Source organism: Paenibacillus sp. 01T442 (assembly GCF_056398345.1).
In genome coordinates this window covers 1-16,919 of sequence record NZ_JBFTPF010000097.1, presented here as the reverse complement: position 1 = coordinate 16,919, position 16,919 = coordinate 1, and the positions used below count along the sequence as shown (strand labels likewise).

The following is a 16,919-nucleotide window of genomic DNA, read 5'->3' as shown; positions in this document are numbered from 1 at the left end:
GGCCTATCGTTCGTTTAACGGCACCACTGCAAGAAGATGGTTCAGTTGTCGKGGCCGTTGAGGTTATTTTCGACTCCTCGGAAGAGGAATTGCTGCTCAAACAAAGAACGAAACTGATTCTGTTCGTTGGACTCACCATCGCAATTATATTATCGATCTTATTATGGCTTATTCTGCGAGTCATTGTTATCCGGCCTTTAAGCCGGTTGCGTGAAGCGGCTGTCATTGTGAAACAAGGTGGAGAATTGCCAAAATTGCATTTCAAAGCTTCACCAGAAATTGCCGAGGTTTCTGATGCTTTCAATGATATGGTCAGCAATTTGGATGAACGCTATCAGGAGCTGCAGCATGTTCTGAATACCTTGCAAGTTACACAAGATCAGCTTGTTCATTCGGAGAAAATGGGGGCACTAGGTAATTTAGTTGCAGGCGTGTCGCATGAAATTAACACCCCAATTGGTATTGGTGTAACGGCTATCAGTTACTTGGATCAGAAATTGAAAGAGTTTCAAGCATTATATGAAGCAGGGAAAATGAAGAAATCCGATTTGGAGCAATTTCTATCTATTTCCCATGAGAGCATTGTGATGGTTCAAACTAACTTGGAACGAGCTTCTTCTTTAGTTAAAAGCTTCAAGCAAATTTCAGTGGATCAAAGTGTAGAGATCAAGCGAACCTTCCTATTTAAAGAATATGTGGAGGGGATTATCGCAAGTTTGAAGCCTGCTCTTAAGAAAACACATATACAACTCGACGTTTACTGCGATGATCAACTTCAATTGTATACGTACCCGGGTGCGTTATCTCAAATTATTACGAATTTAGTGATGAATTCCCTGCATCATGCTTACGATACTGATGATGAAGGATGCTTAAGTATCCGAGTACTAGACTATCCCGATCATGTCATGCTGGCCTACTCTGATGATGGGAAAGGGATGTCAGAGGATGTGTTGGATCATATTTTTGATCCATTCTTTACAACCAGCCGCGGACAAGGCGGGACAGGCTTAGGGATGAATATCGTGTATAACCTTGTGACGGAATCGTTAAATGGTACGATTCAATGCTCAAGCGTACGAGGACAGGGCAGTTTATTTGCAATTACAATCCCTAAAGAGGAGGAAGCTGAGATATGACAAATGAAGTGGAGTCTGTCGATCAGGATGAGCTTCTTTTTGCTGCTGAGGAAGATAGCATTGCAGCAAATCTAAGGACTGTGGAACAAGACCCGTGGATCGTACTTATTGTCGATGATGAGAAGCAAATACACCAAGTAACGAAAATGGTGTTACAGGATCTTGAATTTGCCGGCAGAAAACTAGCGTTTCATAGTGCCTATTCGGCTTTGGAAGCGAAACAACTTTTGAAAGAACAGCCGGATACGGCCCTTATATTATTAGATGTCGTTATGGAATACGAAGACGCAGGTTTGCAAATTGTTAAATACATACGCGAAGAACTGAATAACCAAGCTGTACGTATTATTTTGCGAACTGGCCAGCCAGGACAAGCGCCTGAGCGAACAGTTATCATGGATTATGATATCAATGATTATAAAGAAAAGACGGAGTTAACCTCGCAGAAACTGTTTACTACGGTAGTCACGGCACTGCGTTCTYTCCGTGATATCAAAACCATTGAGAAAAGTAGAATTGGCCTGGAAGAAATTATTAAGTCTTCCGCGACTTTGTTTGAATTACAGTCCATGAAGAAATTTGCGTCAGGTGTACTGACCCAAATGACCTCTATCGTTAATTTACATAAGAATGCGATACATTGTAGTTTTGCGGTGACGAAAGGGATCGAGGACATTTACATTCTTGCGGCTAGCGGCGATTATGCGGCGAATCAAGATGCAAGAGCACGGGATGTGGTTCCCGTGGATGTTCTTGAGGAAATTGAATTGGCTTTCCATACGCGTAAAAGCAGTTTTGCTGCGGATCGTTTCATCATCTATTTTCAGAGTAAGATGGGGATGGAGAACGTGATTTACATGAACGGGTTTAACGCGCTGAGTGAATGGGAGCATTACCTCGTGGATATTTATTGCGCGAACGTTTCGGTTGCTTTTGAGAATATTTATTTGAACAATGAGCTTGAGAGTACGCAACAGGAAATCATTTATACCATGGGCGAGATCACGGAAACGCGTTCGCAGGAAACCGGTCATCACGTAAAGCGAGTGGCCGAGTATTCACGACTGTTAGCTCTGAAGTACGGCTTATCCGAGCAGGAAGCTGAAACGATTCGATTGGCAACACCGATGCATGATGTAGGCAAAGTTGGGATTCCAGATGCCATACTTAATAAACCAGGCTCCTTAACGACGGAAGAATTCGAAATTATGAAAACTCATTCTAATTTAGGCTATGAAATGCTTAAGCATTCGAATAAAAAGGTGCTGCACGCCGCGGCGATTATTGCTCATCAGCATCACGAACGATTCGACGGAACAGGTTATCCACAAGGGCTAAGTGGGGAAAACATTCACTTATATGGCCGGATAACAGCCTTAGCAGACGTATTTGATGCGCTGTGCAGCGATCGGGTATATAAGAAAGCATGGGAATTAGATCGCGTATTGGATTTATTGGAGTCTGAACGTGGTAAGCATTTTGACCCTGTCATTGTTGATCTGTTTCTAAGCAACCTTCACGAGTTTTTAGTCATCAAAGAATTGTATAAAGAAAATCGTTAATTACCTAAATGCTTGTTCACCCTTGTTCCTCGGAGCAGGGGTTTTTGGCAATTTCATGAATGTGTACCGGTATTTGAGGTTCGAAAAGTTGACGTGCACGTTAAATTTCGGCAAAAATACGGTTGAACTGGGATTTCCCCTAATTTGTCTTAGAAAGTAGGATGAAATCTTCGTTTTCGTCACATTTTCGAAGAAAGAAGCCCGTTTCTTTTAATTTACAATTCCTGTATGCTAGAAAGGGGCTTGAGACAGACAGAAAGAAGGTGTCACCATGGAAGGAATTGGACTCGTACTGGAAGGCGKAGGTATGCGAGGGGTATACACCGCGGGAGTCTTGGAATACTTTATGGAGCAGGATTTATATTTCCCCTATGTAGTGGGTGTTTCGGCAGGAGCATGCAATGCCGTTTCTTATATTTCTAAACAACCTGGGCKGAATAAGAAGGTAACGATTGACTATGTTGCGGATCACCGTTATTTAAGCTATCGAAATTTATTGCGCAGTAAAAGCATATTTGGCATGGATTTTATTTTTAATGAGCTGCCGAACAGGCTTGTGCCATTTGACTATGACACGTTCTATGCCTCTTCACAGCAATTCGCAATAGGAACAACCGATGCGCATACAGGGGAGCCGATTTATTTCACGAAACATCAGCTTCAGCTGCAAACGATGCCCATCGTACAAGCTTCGAGTTCTTTGCCTTTTGTAGCTACGCCGATCCATTTTGAAGGGAGAACCTTATTTGATGGCGGATTGGTCGATCCGATTCCTGTACAGAAATCGGTAGCTGACGGCAATAAAAAGCACATCATTGTATTAACGAAGGAGCTAGGCTACCGCAAACGGCCGTTCAAGCAGCGTTGGTTGGCGAAGAGCTTTTATCCGAAATATAATGGACTAGTAAATGTGCTTGTGAATCGCAGTGAAATTTATAATAACACCTTAGAAACAATTGAACGTATGGAAGCGGATGGTAGTGCTATCATCATTCGTCCCTCAACCAAGGTGGAAGTTGGACGAATGGAGAAGGATCCGCGTAAGCTGGAAAAATTACATGAGCTTGGCTATGAAGATGCGAAGAAGCTTGGGCAGCAGTTAAAAGATTGGTTACTACACTAGGGGGGTTGTAAGTAGTGAGCGAAGAGAAACAGAAAGTTAAGCCATTTTTGATGTTTGAGGGTCGGGCTGAGGAAGCAATGAATTTCTATACCTCGCTATTTGATCAGTCTGAGATCGTCAATATTGAGCGCTACGGTCCTCAAGGACCTGGACCTGAAKGAAGTGTTGTGAAAGCAACTTTCTCTATTCATGGGCAACAAATGATGTGCAGTGACAGTCCGGTTAAGCATGCTTTTACCTTTACACCTTCGATATCCTTGTTTGTTACGTGCGATACGGTCGAAGAAATTAATCGTGTATTTGAGTCGCTGTCGCAAGACGGCAAAGTCTATATGGGCTTAGATAAGTACCCTTTTAGTGAAAGATTCGGTTGGGTAGGAGATCGCTTTGGCGTAACTTGGCAGTTGAGTCTTGAGAAATAGTTTACACTTGTATAGCAATTGTTTGCATTTTGTCGAAACATGCGGTATGTTATAGACTAACCAAATAAGAAAACCACGGGGGCTTGAGAAGTCAGGCTGAGATTGTGACCGTCATTGTCACTAACCGTTTATCTGATCTGGGTAATGCCAGCGTAGAGATCTCATATAAATGCACATCCAACGATTGTTTCGTTTGGACATATCATTTTCTACACATGGCGCTCCCGGATAACGGGGGCTTTTTCTTATGGTTATATAGAGATAAGAGGAGAGGGAAACCAAGTATGAAATGGAACAAAATTGCACCACTTGTGCTAGTCAGCTTTACTGTGTTAATGGCAGGCTGCGGTAATGATTCAGCGAAGTCAGTTCAACCGACAGAGGGAGCCAAAAAGCTTACCGACGTGAAAGTTGTCCTTGACTGGACGCCAAATACGAATCACACGGGGCTGTATGTCGCGAAGGATCAAGGATTTTTTGAGCAAGAAGGCTTAAATGTACAAATCATTGCCCCTGGCGAAGGTGGAGCGGATACGATGATCGCTTCTGGAGCAGCAGAGTTTGGAGTGAGCTATCAAGAAAGCATTACGCAAGGCCGTATTCAAGGTGTGCCGTTAGTCTCGATTGCTGCAGTTATTCAACATAATACTTCTGGCTTTGCTTCACCGGTCGCTAAGAATATCAAAACACCGAAGGATTTCGAGAATAAGTCGTATGGCGGTTGGGGTGCTCCTTCAGAAAGTGCCATGATTGAATCCTTGATGCAATCGGAAAAAGCGGATGCGACGAAAGTGAAAATGGTCAATATTGGTGATGCGGATTATTTTACAGCCGTCAAACGCGATATTGATTTCGCATGGATTTACTATGCTTGGACTGGCGTAGATGCGGAACTGCGTGGTGAGCCGCTGAACATGATTTATTTGAACAAATATTCGGATAAACTGGATTATTATACACCGGTATTGGCGACAAATGAGAAGATGATCTCAACGAAGCCAGAAATCGTTAAAGCGTTCGTTGCTGCAGCGTCCAAAGGGTATCAATTCGCTATTTCCAAACCGGAAGATGCGGCGAATATATTGATTAAAGCCGTCCCGGATCTGGATCCTAAGCTGGTTGTCGCTAGTCAAAAATGGTTAAGCCCACGCTATCAGGATGATGCTGTGCGTTGGGGTGAGCAAAAGAAATCCGTGTGGGAAAACTATGCCACGTKGATGCTGGATCACAAGCTTTTAGAGAAAAAGCTGGATGTGGATGCAGCCTTTACGAATACATTTTTACCTGGAAGCACGAAATAATTCCGAGTCCGAAAAGAGGAGAATTCCAATCATGGCTAATGCACTTGTTAGTATTCAAATTATACCGAAAACGGTAAATGGCGAAGACGTCATTCCTTATGTAGACCGTGCAATTGAAGTGATTGCAAATTCTGGCGTCAAATATTTTGTTTCCCCCCTTGAAACGACGATGGAGGGCGAGTTGGATCAACTCCTTCTCATTATTCAAGATATGAATACGGCGATGATTGACATGGGTAGCCCGAATGTCATTTCTCAGGTGAAAATTTACTTCAATCCGTCGGGAGCCTCGATGGACAAGTTAACGGAGAAGTACAGATAATGAACATCCATCGCTGGATCAAAGCAGGATGGCCGCCACTTGTGGTAGTCATCCTTCTGTTGTTTATTTGGCAGCTTGCTGTCACGTGGGGAGGAGCCGCTGACTGGCTGCTTCCGAGCCCGCTCAAGATATGGCGAGATGGTACCACAGATATGCCGCGCGTGTGGATGCATATGTGGGCTACCGTTCGTTTGATGTCCATTGGTTTTAGTGTGGGAGCTATTGGTGGTGTTCTAGTTGCCAGCATGCTGCATAGGCTTCCTTTCGTTAAGGCAGGTTTCTATCCGCTGATCATTTTATCTCAAAATATCCCTGTCATCGCACTGGGGCCGCTGTTAATTATTTTATTTGGTTTTGGCCTTTTACCTAAACTTATATTGATTTCACTTGTCTGTTTCTTCCCTGTAACGATGTCAACGCTAGATGGCTTTATGCAGACAGATCGCAGCATGTATAACTACATGCAAATGATTGGTGCATCAAAACGCCAAATTTTCTATAAATTAGAGCTGCCTCATGCACTGACGTTTCTCTTCACGGGTCTCAAAATATCAGCGACTTACAGTGTAATGGGAGCTGTTATTGCCGAATGGCTAGGCGGAAATGTGGGGCTTGGCTATTATATGATCTTACAAAAATCAGCCTTCCGTGCGGATCGGGAGTTTGTGGCAATTGGGATCATCGTGATTCTAAGTTTACTCTTTTTCTGGCTGATCGCAGGGCTTGAGAAGCTCATCATTCGTTGGAACGTCAAACGTTCTTCGTAAGAGAGGAGGAGCTGTGACTATKAGCAAATTAAAGCTTTCTGGGATTCACCATGTGTTTCCAAATAAAAAGGGGCACGTTTCCGTGCTTGCCGATATTCATCTTCATGTTGAGCAAGGTGAATTTGTTTCCATCATTGGACCCTCTGGCAGCGGTAAAAGTACCTTATTCCATATCATTGGTGGGCTCGTGCAGCCGACGTCAGGCGAAGTTTGGCTAGATGGCGAGAAGGTGACGGGTAAAAAAGGTCTTATTTCTTACATGCCACAGCAACCGGCGTTGTTTCCATGGCGCTCCATTGAGGAAAATGTAGCACTCGGTCAGGAAGTGGCAGGGGAGTCGCGTAATTCGTCGATCGCCAAAGCCAGAGAATGGCTGCCCAAAGTTGGTTTAGGCGGCTATGAACGGGAACTTCCACATGTGCTGTCAGGCGGTATGCAGCAGCGTGTTTCTTTCCTGCGAGCCTTGTTAAGCCCGCAGGAGCTTATGTGCTTAGATGAGCCTTTCGGCTCCTTAGATGCGTTAACGCGGCTGGATATGCAAGCGTGGCTCATTAACATTTGGGAGCAAAATAAACGCTCCATTTTATTCGTCACCCATAGTATCGAGGAAGCGCTCTTTCTGTCTGATCGTATCTACGTGCTTTCCAATAAGCCTGCAAGTATCTTGGAAGAACTGAAGGTGCCATTTGCAAGACCACGTCAGGAAGCGATCATGCAGGAACCAGCGTTTATAGCACTAAGACAGCATATTCAAGGGCTGTTGCGACAGGAGAAAACAAATGATGTCAGCCATTGATGCGCATATCMATCTCGATATGTATGACGAAGAGTTAGCGAAGACGATTATTGCAGAGCTGGATGCTTCACAGGTGCAGGCCTTGATCGCGGTATCCAGACATCTGGATTCTTGTAAAGCTACCAAACAATTGAAGTCACTTGCTCCAGATCGCATCTTTGCGGCTTACGGGTTTCATCCAGAGCAGGAACTGCCCACGGAAACGCAGTTGGAGGCATTAATCGATTGGATGAGTGAGCATGTAAGCGATATGATCGCAGTAGGTGAAATTGGGCTTCCTTATTACATGCGACACGAGGTAGAAGAGGCTGGCAAGCCGTTTGACGTTGCACCTTATATTCAACTACTGGAGCGCTTCTTACAGCTTGCTGCCCAGTGGGATAAACCTGTTGTACTTCATGCGGTGTATGAGGATGCAGAGATTGTATGTGATCTACTAGCGAAGTACKGGCTCAAGAGGGCACATTTTCATTGGTTTAAAGGATCTGACGAAACCGTAGAGCGTATGATAGGGGCTGGTTATTATATATCTATCACCCCTGATGTTCTCTACGAAGAAGAAATAAGAACTCTTGTTCGAAGTTATCCTTTGGAACTTATGATGGTGGAGACAGATGGACCTTGGCCATTTGAAGGGCCGTTTGCAGGTGAAGTGACACATCCTCGTATGATTCACGCAGTCATTGAACAAATCGCTGAGTTGAAAGGGAAATCCGTGCAAGAGACGACAGTTATTTTACTCCAAAACACTTACCGGTTCTATCGGTTGTCTTAAGACCTGAAATAATCCAACTGGACAAGTGTTCGCATTCGCTCTATAATGAAAGAGAACACATGTTCGATATTTGGGTGAGGTGAAAGAATAACATGACAAACCGATGCGGTTGGGTTAACGAAGACCCTTTATATCAAGATTACCATGATCATGAATGGGGAGTTCCCGTGCATGATGATCGCGTCTTGTTTGAGATGCTGAACTTGGAAGGCGCTCAAGCTGGTTTAAGCTGGTATACGATTTTGAAGAAGAGAGATAACTATCGGGAAGCTTTCGATGGCTTTGATCCGCACGTGATTGTGAATTATGATGAGGCGAAACTGCAGGATTTACTACAAAATCCCGGCATCGTACGCAATCGTTTGAAAATAGCTTCCGTTGTTGGGAATGCGAAGGCTTTTCTTAAGGTTCAACAAGAGTTCGGCACGTTTGATTCGTACATTTGGAGCTTCGTAGGTGGCGAACCCATTAAGAATAACTGGGAAGACAGTCGCCAATTGCCTGCCCGAACGGACATCTCAGATCGTATGAGTAAAGACTTAAAGAAGCGTGGTTTCAAATTCGTCGGTTCGACGATTTGTTATGCTTACATGCAAGCAGTGGGCATGGTAAATGATCACAGCCAAGCTTGCTTCTGTTATCATAAGGAATAGCATTGAGTAAAACATAAGGCCATCTGAAGGACGAATCGTCCGAATCAGATGGCCTTATTGTGCTTCAATTGGCATGTTGGAGTTGTTTCTCTATTAAATTGGCTTTGATCATATAAATCCGTTTGCGAATGTAGAAATCATAAACAGCACCTGTAAGTTCCTTTGGTTTAATACGGTTGTTCGTGTCGTTATCYATGATTGTCACCGATCCATCGTCATAAAACTTGAATGTGTAATCGGCATAGTAAGTGTGTGCTTCGTCAAGCATGTCATCGATCTGTGCTGGCAAAAGATGGTCAGTGTCACACAATGCCTTCTGATACCAATAATCTCTCTCGATAAAACGAAAATTGTGACTTGGGTTCATCATGTTAACAACCTCCTCATCTAATTAGAACATTTGTTCTTGTTTTCATTATAACAAACAAGCGTTCGTAATGGAAGAGGAATCTCTGAAAAAAAGGAAATATTTTCATAGAATTAACATGGAAAAAGCCACCAATCTCTAAGATTGATGGCTCTGACTGTTAACAATATGTTCGGTAATGGAAATTCCGTGTAAACGGCCTGTTTCGATAAAGATTTCGTTCGCATCATATTTGGAAGAAGCGACCACACCTGCGACATATAAGCCAGGAATGTTCGTTTCCATGGTCTCTGGGTTGACCAACGGTGCGTTCGTTTCTTCATGAAACTGAACGCCAATATCCGTAAGCAGGAACCGATCCGGGCGAAAACCGGTTAAGGCTAGTACGAAGTCATTCTCCAGAGTGACGTGTTCGCTTCCTTTTCGCACATGAACCGTATGTTCGTCTATTTGTTCTACCTGAGCGTCGAACCACATTCGGATGCGTCCTTTATTCACCATGCTTTCAAATAAGGGACGGACCCACGGTTTAATATTGGCCGAGAAATCTTTCCCACGATAGACGACAGTCACATCAGCACCAACGCGGAGCAAATCCATCGCAGCATCCACGGCTGAATTGTTTCCTCCGATAATCGCGACCTTCGCCCCGGCATAAGGATGTGCTTCTTTGTAGTAATGCGTTGTTTTCGGAAGCTCTTCACCAGGAATACCCAGCATGTTCGGATGATCAAAATAACCGGTAGCGACAACGACTTTCAGCGTATCATAAGTAGCTTTATTGCCAAATTGATCAGAAGTGTGGACCTTGAATCCAATTTCTAGTTGCTCAATCTGAACCGCTTCTTCATAAGATCGAATGCGCAGCTGTTCACGGCGGGCGACTTCGCGATAGTAAACCAGCGCTTCTTGGCGGTAAGGTTTATCATGCGGAGTCGTAAAGGAGTAACCACCAATTTCTAACAATTCCGGTGTACTGAAAAATTGCAAATACGTAGGATATAAATAAATAGCATTCACGATACAGCTTTTCTCTATGAGTAATGGCGACAGACCAGCGCGTCCTAAGGCAACAGCTGCCGATAATCCGCAAGGACCCGCACCAATAACAATGACTTGTTCCAACGTAGCTACCTCCTCTAATGCATGCTTCTTCATCTATAGTAGCGCACGAGGTGGGAGATGCCAAGTTTGATTACCCGTGAAAATAAGTCGAATTAACGAAAATAGAGCAGTCACCAGATCCTGAAGAGGACTTAGAAGGACTGCTCTAACGTAAGAAGCCGACTATTTTTGGTTTAGTTGCTCTTCTTCATTTGCTTCACTAATATCGTCTTTGGCAAGATTGATGGAAGATGTGCTTGGCGCGTTTTCTAACGTATCATTCACGAAAGCCATATCTTGATTCTCCGCATTCATATTCGCAGTACCTKGGTAGTTGCCTTCATGTTTATTATTTTCCACCATATAAGAGCACTTCCTTTTCTTCTGATTTATAGTACTTGGTTAATGTGTTCTAAATAGAAGGATATTATTCCCTTTTTAAACATGGAGAGGCAGGAGTGAGAGTCCATATAGTTCCTTGCAGCAAAATCCGCTATAATAAGCGAAGATGGTATGGAAAAGGAGAGAAATATGGATGAATACGCCAAACATTAAACATATGGTTGTTTTCAAGCTGCATGGGGGTAAAAATAACTCAAATGCCGAGCAATTCCTAAAGATCAGCGCTGAGGAGCTAACAACTATACCTGGTGTTGAGCAATTTGAAGTGCTGCGCCAAGTCAGTATTAAAGCAGATTACGACTATGGTTTCTCTATGGTTTTTGCGAATCAAGCGACTTATGACGCTTATAATAATCACCCTGTACATACCCAGTATGTGGCTGAACGTTGGATGAAAGAAGTAAGCTCCTTCCAAGAAATCGATTTTCAAATTTTCGAGTAAGAGGAGGGACGTTTAGATGAAAGTTTTGAAATTACCCAAGGATGAAAAAGACGCCCTAATTAGTGATTTGCAGGAACATTTAGATGTCGAGCTTGGGGTAAAGGTAGGTCAAATTGCAGCAGAGCAATTGATCGACTACATGCTTCAGCAGCTTACTGCACCAATTTATAATCTAGCGATCGAGGATGCACTTAAAGGTGTCAGAGACCGAATGGCAGTCCTAGAGGACGATCTTTATGCGATGAAAGTAACCAAGCTAACTCGGAGATAATGTCCATTAACTCGTGTGAGTGCCTGATTGGAGTGGGAAATGGAATGAAGAAGTCGGAAGAGCATTTTGATGTGTTTGATGCGAAAAGGAATTGGCTCGGCGTGGCGCCTCGCTCCGAGGTTCATGCCAAGGGGCTATGGCATCAGACCTTTCAGTGCTGGATTGTCAGCAAGGAAGAGAACGTACCGAAGCTTCTGCTTCAGTTAAGGCATCCTGATAAAGATCTCTTCCCGGATTTACTGGATATTTCCTGTGCAGGGCATCTAGCTGCTGGTGAAACTGTCGCAGAGGGAACGAGGGAGTTAGAGGAAGAATTAGGACTCTCTGTAGTCTTCGAGGACTTAATCTCCTGTGGCGTATTTGCAGAGGAGGATCTGATTTCGGACACGCTGATTGATCGTGAGTTCTGTCATGTATTCCTCTATCGCAGCGATCAAGCTTTGCGGAGCTATGAACTCCAGCCAGATGAGGTGACGGGACTATTTGCTGTGACTGTCTCAGATTTTAAACAACTTGTTAGCGGTGAACGCGCGGAAATTACGGCGAATGGTTTCAAAATGGGAAGTGACGGCGAGTACGCTGATGTCGCATGGTCGATTTCATTGAAGGAAATTGTTCCTCATCCTACGGCGTATTTTGAGCTTCTTTTTGAGAAGCTTGGGGAGCGTGGTTGGGCGTGAGGTTGTTAAGAATGATGGCGTGAGTGAAGAAATGAAGGAAGACATGAAGTGAAACATGAAGATATGTACGAACGAAAGAACAAAAGAACGAAAGAACGAAAGAACGAAAGAACGAAAGAACGAAAGAACGAAAGAACGAAAGAACGAAAAGAACGAAAAGAACCGATCAGTTAATCTGATCGGTTCTCGTAGTGCGCAGCATCTTTTAGACGAAATAGGCATTCGCAACGTAGACATACGCGATGTAGCACACGATGGAGAGGCCAATGCAGGTGATTCCCCATGCAATTTTTTGCTTAAACAAGAGCAAGAATCCAGCACTGAAGGCGGATCCCATGACAAGCATTGAAATAAAAGTTAGTACACCCATGGAAATGTATCTCCTTACCCTTTGTTTACGTAATCACGAACCATATCCTCAGTAACAAGGGAACGGAGTGGAGAAATACCTTTTTGGGCATGGGCGATAATTTGGGCCGTAACCGCGTTGATGGCATCAACGTTAAATGGCAGCCCGCGTTTGCACAGATCGACAGCCGCGTCAATGGCGTGCTCTCGCTGTGCATCAAGCTCAGCAAATCGAACGAGATGCAAATGCTGTGCATTCGAATGTTTGGAAATCGCTTCATGTACATTCATGTTAAAGTTCTCCTTTAGTGACTAGATTGTCTTCTAGTATACACGATTGAAAAGCGAAGGAACAGGTTTCCAAACAGAAAACAGATGAACAAATCGTGATCTTTCATTCAGGTGCACTAACATTTAATGGCATTAAATAAGATAGATAGCTCGGAGTGAACCTCATGAACGTGTTACCCATAAACGCAATACTTCCACAACTCGTACATACCTTACAAGAACGAACGTGTGCCATCGTAGTCGCGCAGCCTGGTGCGGGGAAGACAACTCAGGTTCCATTGGCATTATTGGAGGCAGCGTGGCTGCAAGGCCAAAAGATTGTTATGCTCGAGCCAAGAAGACTGGCAGCCCGTGCAGCAGCGCGTTACATGGCCAAACTGTTAGGTGAGGAAATCGGTCAGACAATTGGTTATCGGGTGAAAAATGATACACGCGTTGGACCGAAAACGCGCATTGAAGTTATCACAGAAGGTGTTCTAACCCGTATGCTGCAGCAGGATCCTGCCTTGGATGGGGTTGGCATCGTCATCTTTGATGAGTTTCATGAGCGCAGCCTGCATGCAGATATTGGGCTCGCTTTGTGTCGTCAATCCCAAACCCTGCTTCGGGATGACTTAAGAATTTTGCTGATGTCCGCAACTTTGGAAGCCAATGCGATTTCTTTACTTTTAGATGATGCACCGATTATTGAGAGTGAAGGTCGAACCTATCCCGTTGATACGCACTATCTGCAACAAAAAGTGGCAGGGAGAATAGAGCCTGCTGTAGTGGCAAGCATTGGGCAAGCGTTACAAGCGCACGCTGGAAGTATACTCGTATTCCTGCCAGGTGCGGGGGAAATCCATCGTGTTGCCAACGGACTTGCAGCCTTGCGCTTAGGTCCTACAGTGGAGATCGCTCCCCTATATGCGAATCTTTCCATAGAAGATCAGGACCAAGCGCTGGCGGCCGTCCGCACGCCTGGCCATCGCAAAATCGTGCTAGCCACCTCCATCGCCGAGACCAGCTTGACGGTCGAGGGGATCACGGTTGTAATCGACAGCGGCCTCATGCGTGTGCCGCGTTTCTCGCCCCGCACCGGCATGACCCGTCTGACGACGGTGCCGGTATCCATTGCCTCTGCCGATCAACGCAGAGGCAGAGCAGGGCGTCTCGGTCCAGGCGTGTGTTACCGCCTGTGGACCGAGACCGAGCATCGGCAGCTCCCGCCGAGCTCTACGCCCGAGATCCGCGAAGCTGATCTCGCCCCGCTGGCGCTGGAGCTTGCAGCCTGGGGCGCGCCAGACCCCGCTGCGCTGGTCTGGCTAGACCCACCGCCTGCTGCTGCATATCAGCAGGCGCGGGAACTGCTCGTGCAGTTAGGCGCGCTGCACGAGAGCGGGGGCCTAACGCCACACGGTAAGCGTGTCCCGGCGCTAGGCCTGCACCCTCGGCTTGCGCACATGGTGCTGCAAGCCATTCCGCTCGAGCTCGGCGCGCTGGCGTGCGAGCTCGCGGTCATGCTGAGCGAGCGCGATTTCATGCGCGCCGCGAGTCGGGATGCGGATGTGCGCAGCCGCATCGAAGAGCTCTGGCGCGCGCAGCGTGGCGACGCGCGCGAGGGTGTTGACCTTGACCTTTGCCGACGCATAACGGCGGAGGCCAAGGTCTTGATGCAGTCGCTCGGCATCCGGCCGAGCGTGAGCCCTGCAGCGGCGAGCGGGCTGCTGCTCGCCTTCGCCTTCCCCGACCGCGTCGCGCAGCGACGGTCGGCGGGGCGGTTTACGCTCGCGAACGGCCGCGGGGCCGTGTTGCCGGAGCTGCAGCTGCTCTCGAACGAGCGGTATATCGTCGCAGCAGAGCTGGATGATAGCGGAACGGAGAGTCGCATCTATCTCGCAGCCCCTCTACAAGAGGAAGAGTTGTTCACAGCTTTTGAAAACCACATCCGCAAAGAACAAGTTGTGGAATGGGACAGTGCAGTAGGTTCCGTGCGTGCAAGAGAACTGTGGCAGCTAGGCGCGCTAACACTCAAAGATAAACCGCTTCAAGAACCCAATTTGGATCTCGTCTTAAAGGCATTGCTTGCAGGGATTCGTTCGGAATCCTTAGACGTACTGCCTTGGACACGAAATGCGCGTCATCTTCAGGAACGCAGCATCTTTTTACATCGTTTTACCCAAAATTGGCCTGATCTTCGGGATGAAACCTTGTTGGCAACCCTCGAGGAATGGGCGGGGCCTCATCTGTATGGACTGAAAAGTAAAGGAGCTTTGAGCCGCCTTAACTTGACAAGCCTATTAGAAGAAATGCTAACATGGGAGCAGCGACGTTCGTTAGACGAATGGGCGCCTACACATATTCAAGTGCCGAGCGGGTCACGAATCCCCGTTGACTATAGCAACTTGGAGTCACCGACGCTATCTGTACGTTTGCAAGAAATGTTTGGATTGGCAGACACGCCGCGTATCGCTAAAGGGAGGGTCCCAGTCACTTTGCACTTGTTATCGCCAGCACAAAGACCGATGCAGGTGACGAAGGATTTGGCTAGCTTTTGGCGCGAAGCCTATTTCGAAGTAAAAAAAGATCTCAAAGGCCGCTACCCCAAGCACTACTGGCCTGATGATCCCATGGCGGCGATTCCGACGAATCGTGCAAAGCCTAGAACCTAAACCCAATTTGCCAAGAAAGGAACGAAGCAAGTCATGACAATTCACGCTGATCCCACAGACATCGTTATATATGTTTCAGCTGGATTTGCAACCGCGTCTAACTTCTTGGATGACTTTGCGATAAAACTTGCTTCGCGATATGAACAAGCAGGTAGACATGTGCGAGTTCATGTTCACTTTCCATATGGCGATTGGGACCGAACGAAGCACAGTCAGTTGACCGAAATCATACGTGATATGTGGCATAACGCACATCGGAAACAATCCGTTTATGGCGGTAAAAGCTTGCGTGAGTTTGTGAAAGCGACTAGGGGGAACGGCCAAAAGCTAATCTTTATCGGACATAGCGCTGGTGCTATAGCCTCGATAATGGCGGCGGAAGACCTCGCACTTGAGGGGCAAGAAATCCTAGGTGTCATCCAAATTGGATCACCCAGATGTGCGATCCCTGCGTTATTAAAACACAAAGTTTTGTACGTACATGCGACGAATCCACGGAATCAATCCCGCGATCCCATTCCCCGACTAGGAACATGGGGTGGGTGGAGCCGAACAAGAATAGGCATTTACGGATGGAACCGTGTGAAACATGCGCCGATTCACCAGCTCATGCTCCCGATCATCGGGAGTCATGCTGATTATTTTAGAGATCACAATCCCTACATATGGGAAAATGCATCAAACTTACAAACCACCATGAACGCAATCTGGGCATGGCTACAAATACTCGAAAAGGATGTTGAACATGATTGAAATTTTAAAAGCAAGTATGGAACACAGCAAAGAAGATGGCTACCTCGGGCATGTAGAGTTCAAAGTCGAAGGTCATGAACACCCGTATGAAATCACGCTTCAAAGCACCAAAGGTAAAAACGACTGGAGCTATGCCCTGCACTTCTTGCGCGAATCCGGTAAAGAAGAAGATATCGAGGCTGTTGAGGAATTACTAGAGGAAGATGAGCATTTCGATCTACTCGTGAACGCAGCACGGGAAACGTTGGCGAAGTAAGTCAACTCAACACTTATCTTTTCGAAAATGCAAATAAACGTAAACCCGCGCTTAATGGCGCGGGTTTTTGTCGTGGATAATGGTTCTGTTCTGTCAAGAGATAACCAGCTTATCCGAAACAATGATGAGATGTGCGTTAGGGGAGGATATAACTTTTTTCGAAACTGGGAAATGACACATTTCTAGTGACATTATTTGAAATTTGTCATTTCCCATTTTGCGGAACGGTGATGTGATGGATCTCGTGAAATTGCATTACGGTTCTCTAAACAGCTAAGTAACATCTTACAAATGACATTAATTGAAAATTGTCATTTCCTACTTTGCAGAGCAGCGATGTGATGGACCTCGGCTAAGTATATTACGTTTCTCCAAACAGCTAAGTAACATCTTACAACTGACATTAATTGAAAATTGTCATTTCCYACTTTGCRGARYAGCGATGTGATGRACCTCGGCTAAGTATATTACGTTTCTCCAAACAGCTAAGTAAC

At 45.7% G+C, this 16,919-nt stretch carries 22 protein-coding genes; 17 read left to right on the top strand and 5 right to left on the bottom strand.

Annotated features, from left to right (window positions below; all coding sequences use genetic code 11):
- The 10 genes from AC1DLM_RS31835 to AC1DLM_RS31790 form a co-directional block, all read left to right on the top strand.
- Window positions 1-1,139 (top strand): sensor histidine kinase (locus AC1DLM_RS31835; RefSeq protein WP_477572216.1); only part of this gene is annotated, 1,139 nt, incomplete at its 5' end.
- Window positions 1,136-2,701: a DUF3369 domain-containing protein gene (locus tag AC1DLM_RS31830; protein WP_477572215.1), complete on the top strand. Its 1,566-nt coding sequence runs from the start codon at window positions 1,136-1,138 to the stop codon at window positions 2,699-2,701. The genes AC1DLM_RS31835 and AC1DLM_RS31830, both read left to right, overlap by 4 nt.
- 271 nt (window positions 2,702-2,972) lie before the next feature.
- Window positions 2,973-3,824 carry a patatin-like phospholipase family protein gene (locus tag AC1DLM_RS31825; protein ID WP_477572214.1) on the top strand — a complete coding sequence of 284 codons (852 nt, stop codon included), beginning with the start codon at window positions 2,973-2,975 and terminating at the stop codon, window positions 3,822-3,824.
- A gap of 14 nt (window positions 3,825-3,838) precedes the next feature.
- A complete protein-coding gene (locus AC1DLM_RS31820) occupies window positions 3,839-4,246 on the top strand; it encodes a VOC family protein (RefSeq protein ID WP_477572213.1) in 408 nt (135 codons plus the stop codon).
- A gap of 284 nt (window positions 4,247-4,530) precedes the next feature.
- Window positions 4,531-5,547, top strand: a complete 1,017-nt coding sequence (locus AC1DLM_RS31815; RefSeq protein ID WP_477572212.1) for an ABC transporter substrate-binding protein — start codon at window positions 4,531-4,533, stop codon at window positions 5,545-5,547.
- A gap of 31 nt (window positions 5,548-5,578) precedes the next feature.
- On the top strand, window positions 5,579-5,869 hold the full coding sequence (locus tag AC1DLM_RS31810) for a thiamine-binding protein (protein ID WP_441992140.1): 291 nt from the start codon (window positions 5,579-5,581) through the stop codon (window positions 5,867-5,869).
- Window positions 5,869-6,636, top strand: coding sequence for an ABC transporter permease (locus AC1DLM_RS31805; RefSeq protein WP_477572211.1), 768 nt, complete (start codon window positions 5,869-5,871; stop codon window positions 6,634-6,636). The genes AC1DLM_RS31810 and AC1DLM_RS31805 overlap by 1 nt, the downstream gene beginning before the upstream one ends.
- Before the next feature lie 13 nt (window positions 6,637-6,649).
- Window positions 6,650-7,432, top strand: a complete 783-nt coding sequence (locus AC1DLM_RS31800) for an ABC transporter ATP-binding protein (protein ID WP_477572210.1) — start codon at window positions 6,650-6,652, stop codon at window positions 7,430-7,432.
- The gene (locus tag AC1DLM_RS31795; protein WP_477572209.1) at window positions 7,416-8,207 is read left to right on the top strand and encodes a TatD family hydrolase; all 792 of its coding nucleotides are present in this window, start codon (window positions 7,416-7,418) and stop codon (window positions 8,205-8,207) included. The genes AC1DLM_RS31800 and AC1DLM_RS31795 overlap by 17 nt, the downstream gene beginning before the upstream one ends.
- A 92-nt stretch (window positions 8,208-8,299) precedes the next feature.
- Window positions 8,300-8,860 (top strand): DNA-3-methyladenine glycosylase I, encoded by a 561-nt coding sequence (locus tag AC1DLM_RS31790; protein ID WP_441992136.1) that lies wholly within the window; start codon window positions 8,300-8,302, stop codon window positions 8,858-8,860.
- A 64-nt stretch (window positions 8,861-8,924) separates the two neighbouring features.
- On the opposite strand, the gene AC1DLM_RS31785 is transcribed toward AC1DLM_RS31790, so the two are convergent.
- The 3 genes from AC1DLM_RS31785 to AC1DLM_RS31775 all read right to left on the bottom strand — a co-directional run bounded on the left by AC1DLM_RS31785 (window position 8,925) and on the right by AC1DLM_RS31775 (window position 10,694).
- Window positions 8,925-9,230 (bottom strand): hypothetical protein, encoded by a 306-nt coding sequence (locus AC1DLM_RS31785; RefSeq protein WP_477572208.1) that lies wholly within the window; start codon window positions 9,228-9,230, stop codon window positions 8,925-8,927.
- A gap of 135 nt (window positions 9,231-9,365) precedes the next feature.
- Window positions 9,366-10,352: a YpdA family putative bacillithiol disulfide reductase gene (locus AC1DLM_RS31780; protein WP_441992134.1), complete on the bottom strand. Its 987-nt coding sequence runs from the start codon at window positions 10,350-10,352 to the stop codon at window positions 9,366-9,368.
- A gap of 162 nt (window positions 10,353-10,514) precedes the next feature.
- Complete coding sequence (locus AC1DLM_RS31775; RefSeq protein WP_477572207.1) at window positions 10,515-10,694, bottom strand: hypothetical protein; 180 nt, start codon at window positions 10,692-10,694, stop codon at window positions 10,515-10,517.
- A gap of 172 nt (window positions 10,695-10,866) precedes the next feature.
- On the opposite strand from AC1DLM_RS31775, the gene AC1DLM_RS31770 reads away from it, so the two are divergent.
- The 4 genes from AC1DLM_RS31770 to AC1DLM_RS31755 are packed head-to-tail and all read left to right on the top strand — an operon-like array spanning window position 10,867 to window position 12,300.
- The gene (locus AC1DLM_RS31770; RefSeq protein WP_477572206.1) at window positions 10,867-11,175 is read left to right on the top strand and encodes a Dabb family protein; all 309 of its coding nucleotides are present in this window, start codon (window positions 10,867-10,869) and stop codon (window positions 11,173-11,175) included.
- Window positions 11,176-11,191: 16 nt separating this feature from the next.
- Complete coding sequence (locus AC1DLM_RS31765) at window positions 11,192-11,446, top strand: DUF2164 family protein (protein WP_477572205.1); 255 nt, start codon at window positions 11,192-11,194, stop codon at window positions 11,444-11,446.
- A gap of 44 nt (window positions 11,447-11,490) precedes the next feature.
- Complete coding sequence (locus AC1DLM_RS31760; protein ID WP_477572204.1) at window positions 11,491-12,126, top strand: NUDIX hydrolase; 636 nt, start codon at window positions 11,491-11,493, stop codon at window positions 12,124-12,126.
- Window positions 12,127-12,174: 48 nt separating this feature from the next.
- On the top strand, window positions 12,175-12,300 hold the full coding sequence (locus AC1DLM_RS31755) for a hypothetical protein (RefSeq protein ID WP_477572203.1): 126 nt from the start codon (window positions 12,175-12,177) through the stop codon (window positions 12,298-12,300).
- A 31-nt stretch (window positions 12,301-12,331) separates the two neighbouring features.
- Here AC1DLM_RS31755 and AC1DLM_RS31750 read toward each other — a convergent pair whose 3' ends face one another.
- Window positions 12,332-12,496, bottom strand: a complete 165-nt coding sequence (locus AC1DLM_RS31750) for a hypothetical protein (protein WP_171630646.1) — start codon at window positions 12,494-12,496, stop codon at window positions 12,332-12,334.
- 14 nt (window positions 12,497-12,510) lie between these two features.
- Window positions 12,511-12,765 (bottom strand): YpbS family protein, encoded by a 255-nt coding sequence (locus AC1DLM_RS31745; RefSeq protein WP_056621204.1) that lies wholly within the window; start codon window positions 12,763-12,765, stop codon window positions 12,511-12,513.
- Window positions 12,766-12,929: 164 nt separating this feature from the next.
- Between AC1DLM_RS31745 and hrpB the strand changes: the two genes are divergently transcribed.
- From hrpB to AC1DLM_RS31730, 3 genes are read left to right on the top strand one after another with little or no spacing between them, the layout of a single operon-like run.
- On the top strand, window positions 12,930-15,416 hold the full coding sequence (gene hrpB / locus AC1DLM_RS31740) for an ATP-dependent helicase HrpB (RefSeq protein WP_477572202.1): 2,487 nt from the start codon (window positions 12,930-12,932) through the stop codon (window positions 15,414-15,416).
- A gap of 33 nt (window positions 15,417-15,449) precedes the next feature.
- Window positions 15,450-16,169: a lipase family protein gene (locus AC1DLM_RS31735; protein ID WP_441992127.1), complete on the top strand. Its 720-nt coding sequence runs from the start codon at window positions 15,450-15,452 to the stop codon at window positions 16,167-16,169.
- Window positions 16,162-16,425, top strand: coding sequence for a hypothetical protein (locus AC1DLM_RS31730; RefSeq protein WP_436236824.1), 264 nt, complete (start codon window positions 16,162-16,164; stop codon window positions 16,423-16,425). The genes AC1DLM_RS31735 and AC1DLM_RS31730 overlap by 8 nt, the downstream gene beginning before the upstream one ends.
- Window positions 16,426-16,919: the final 494 nt, after the last annotated feature.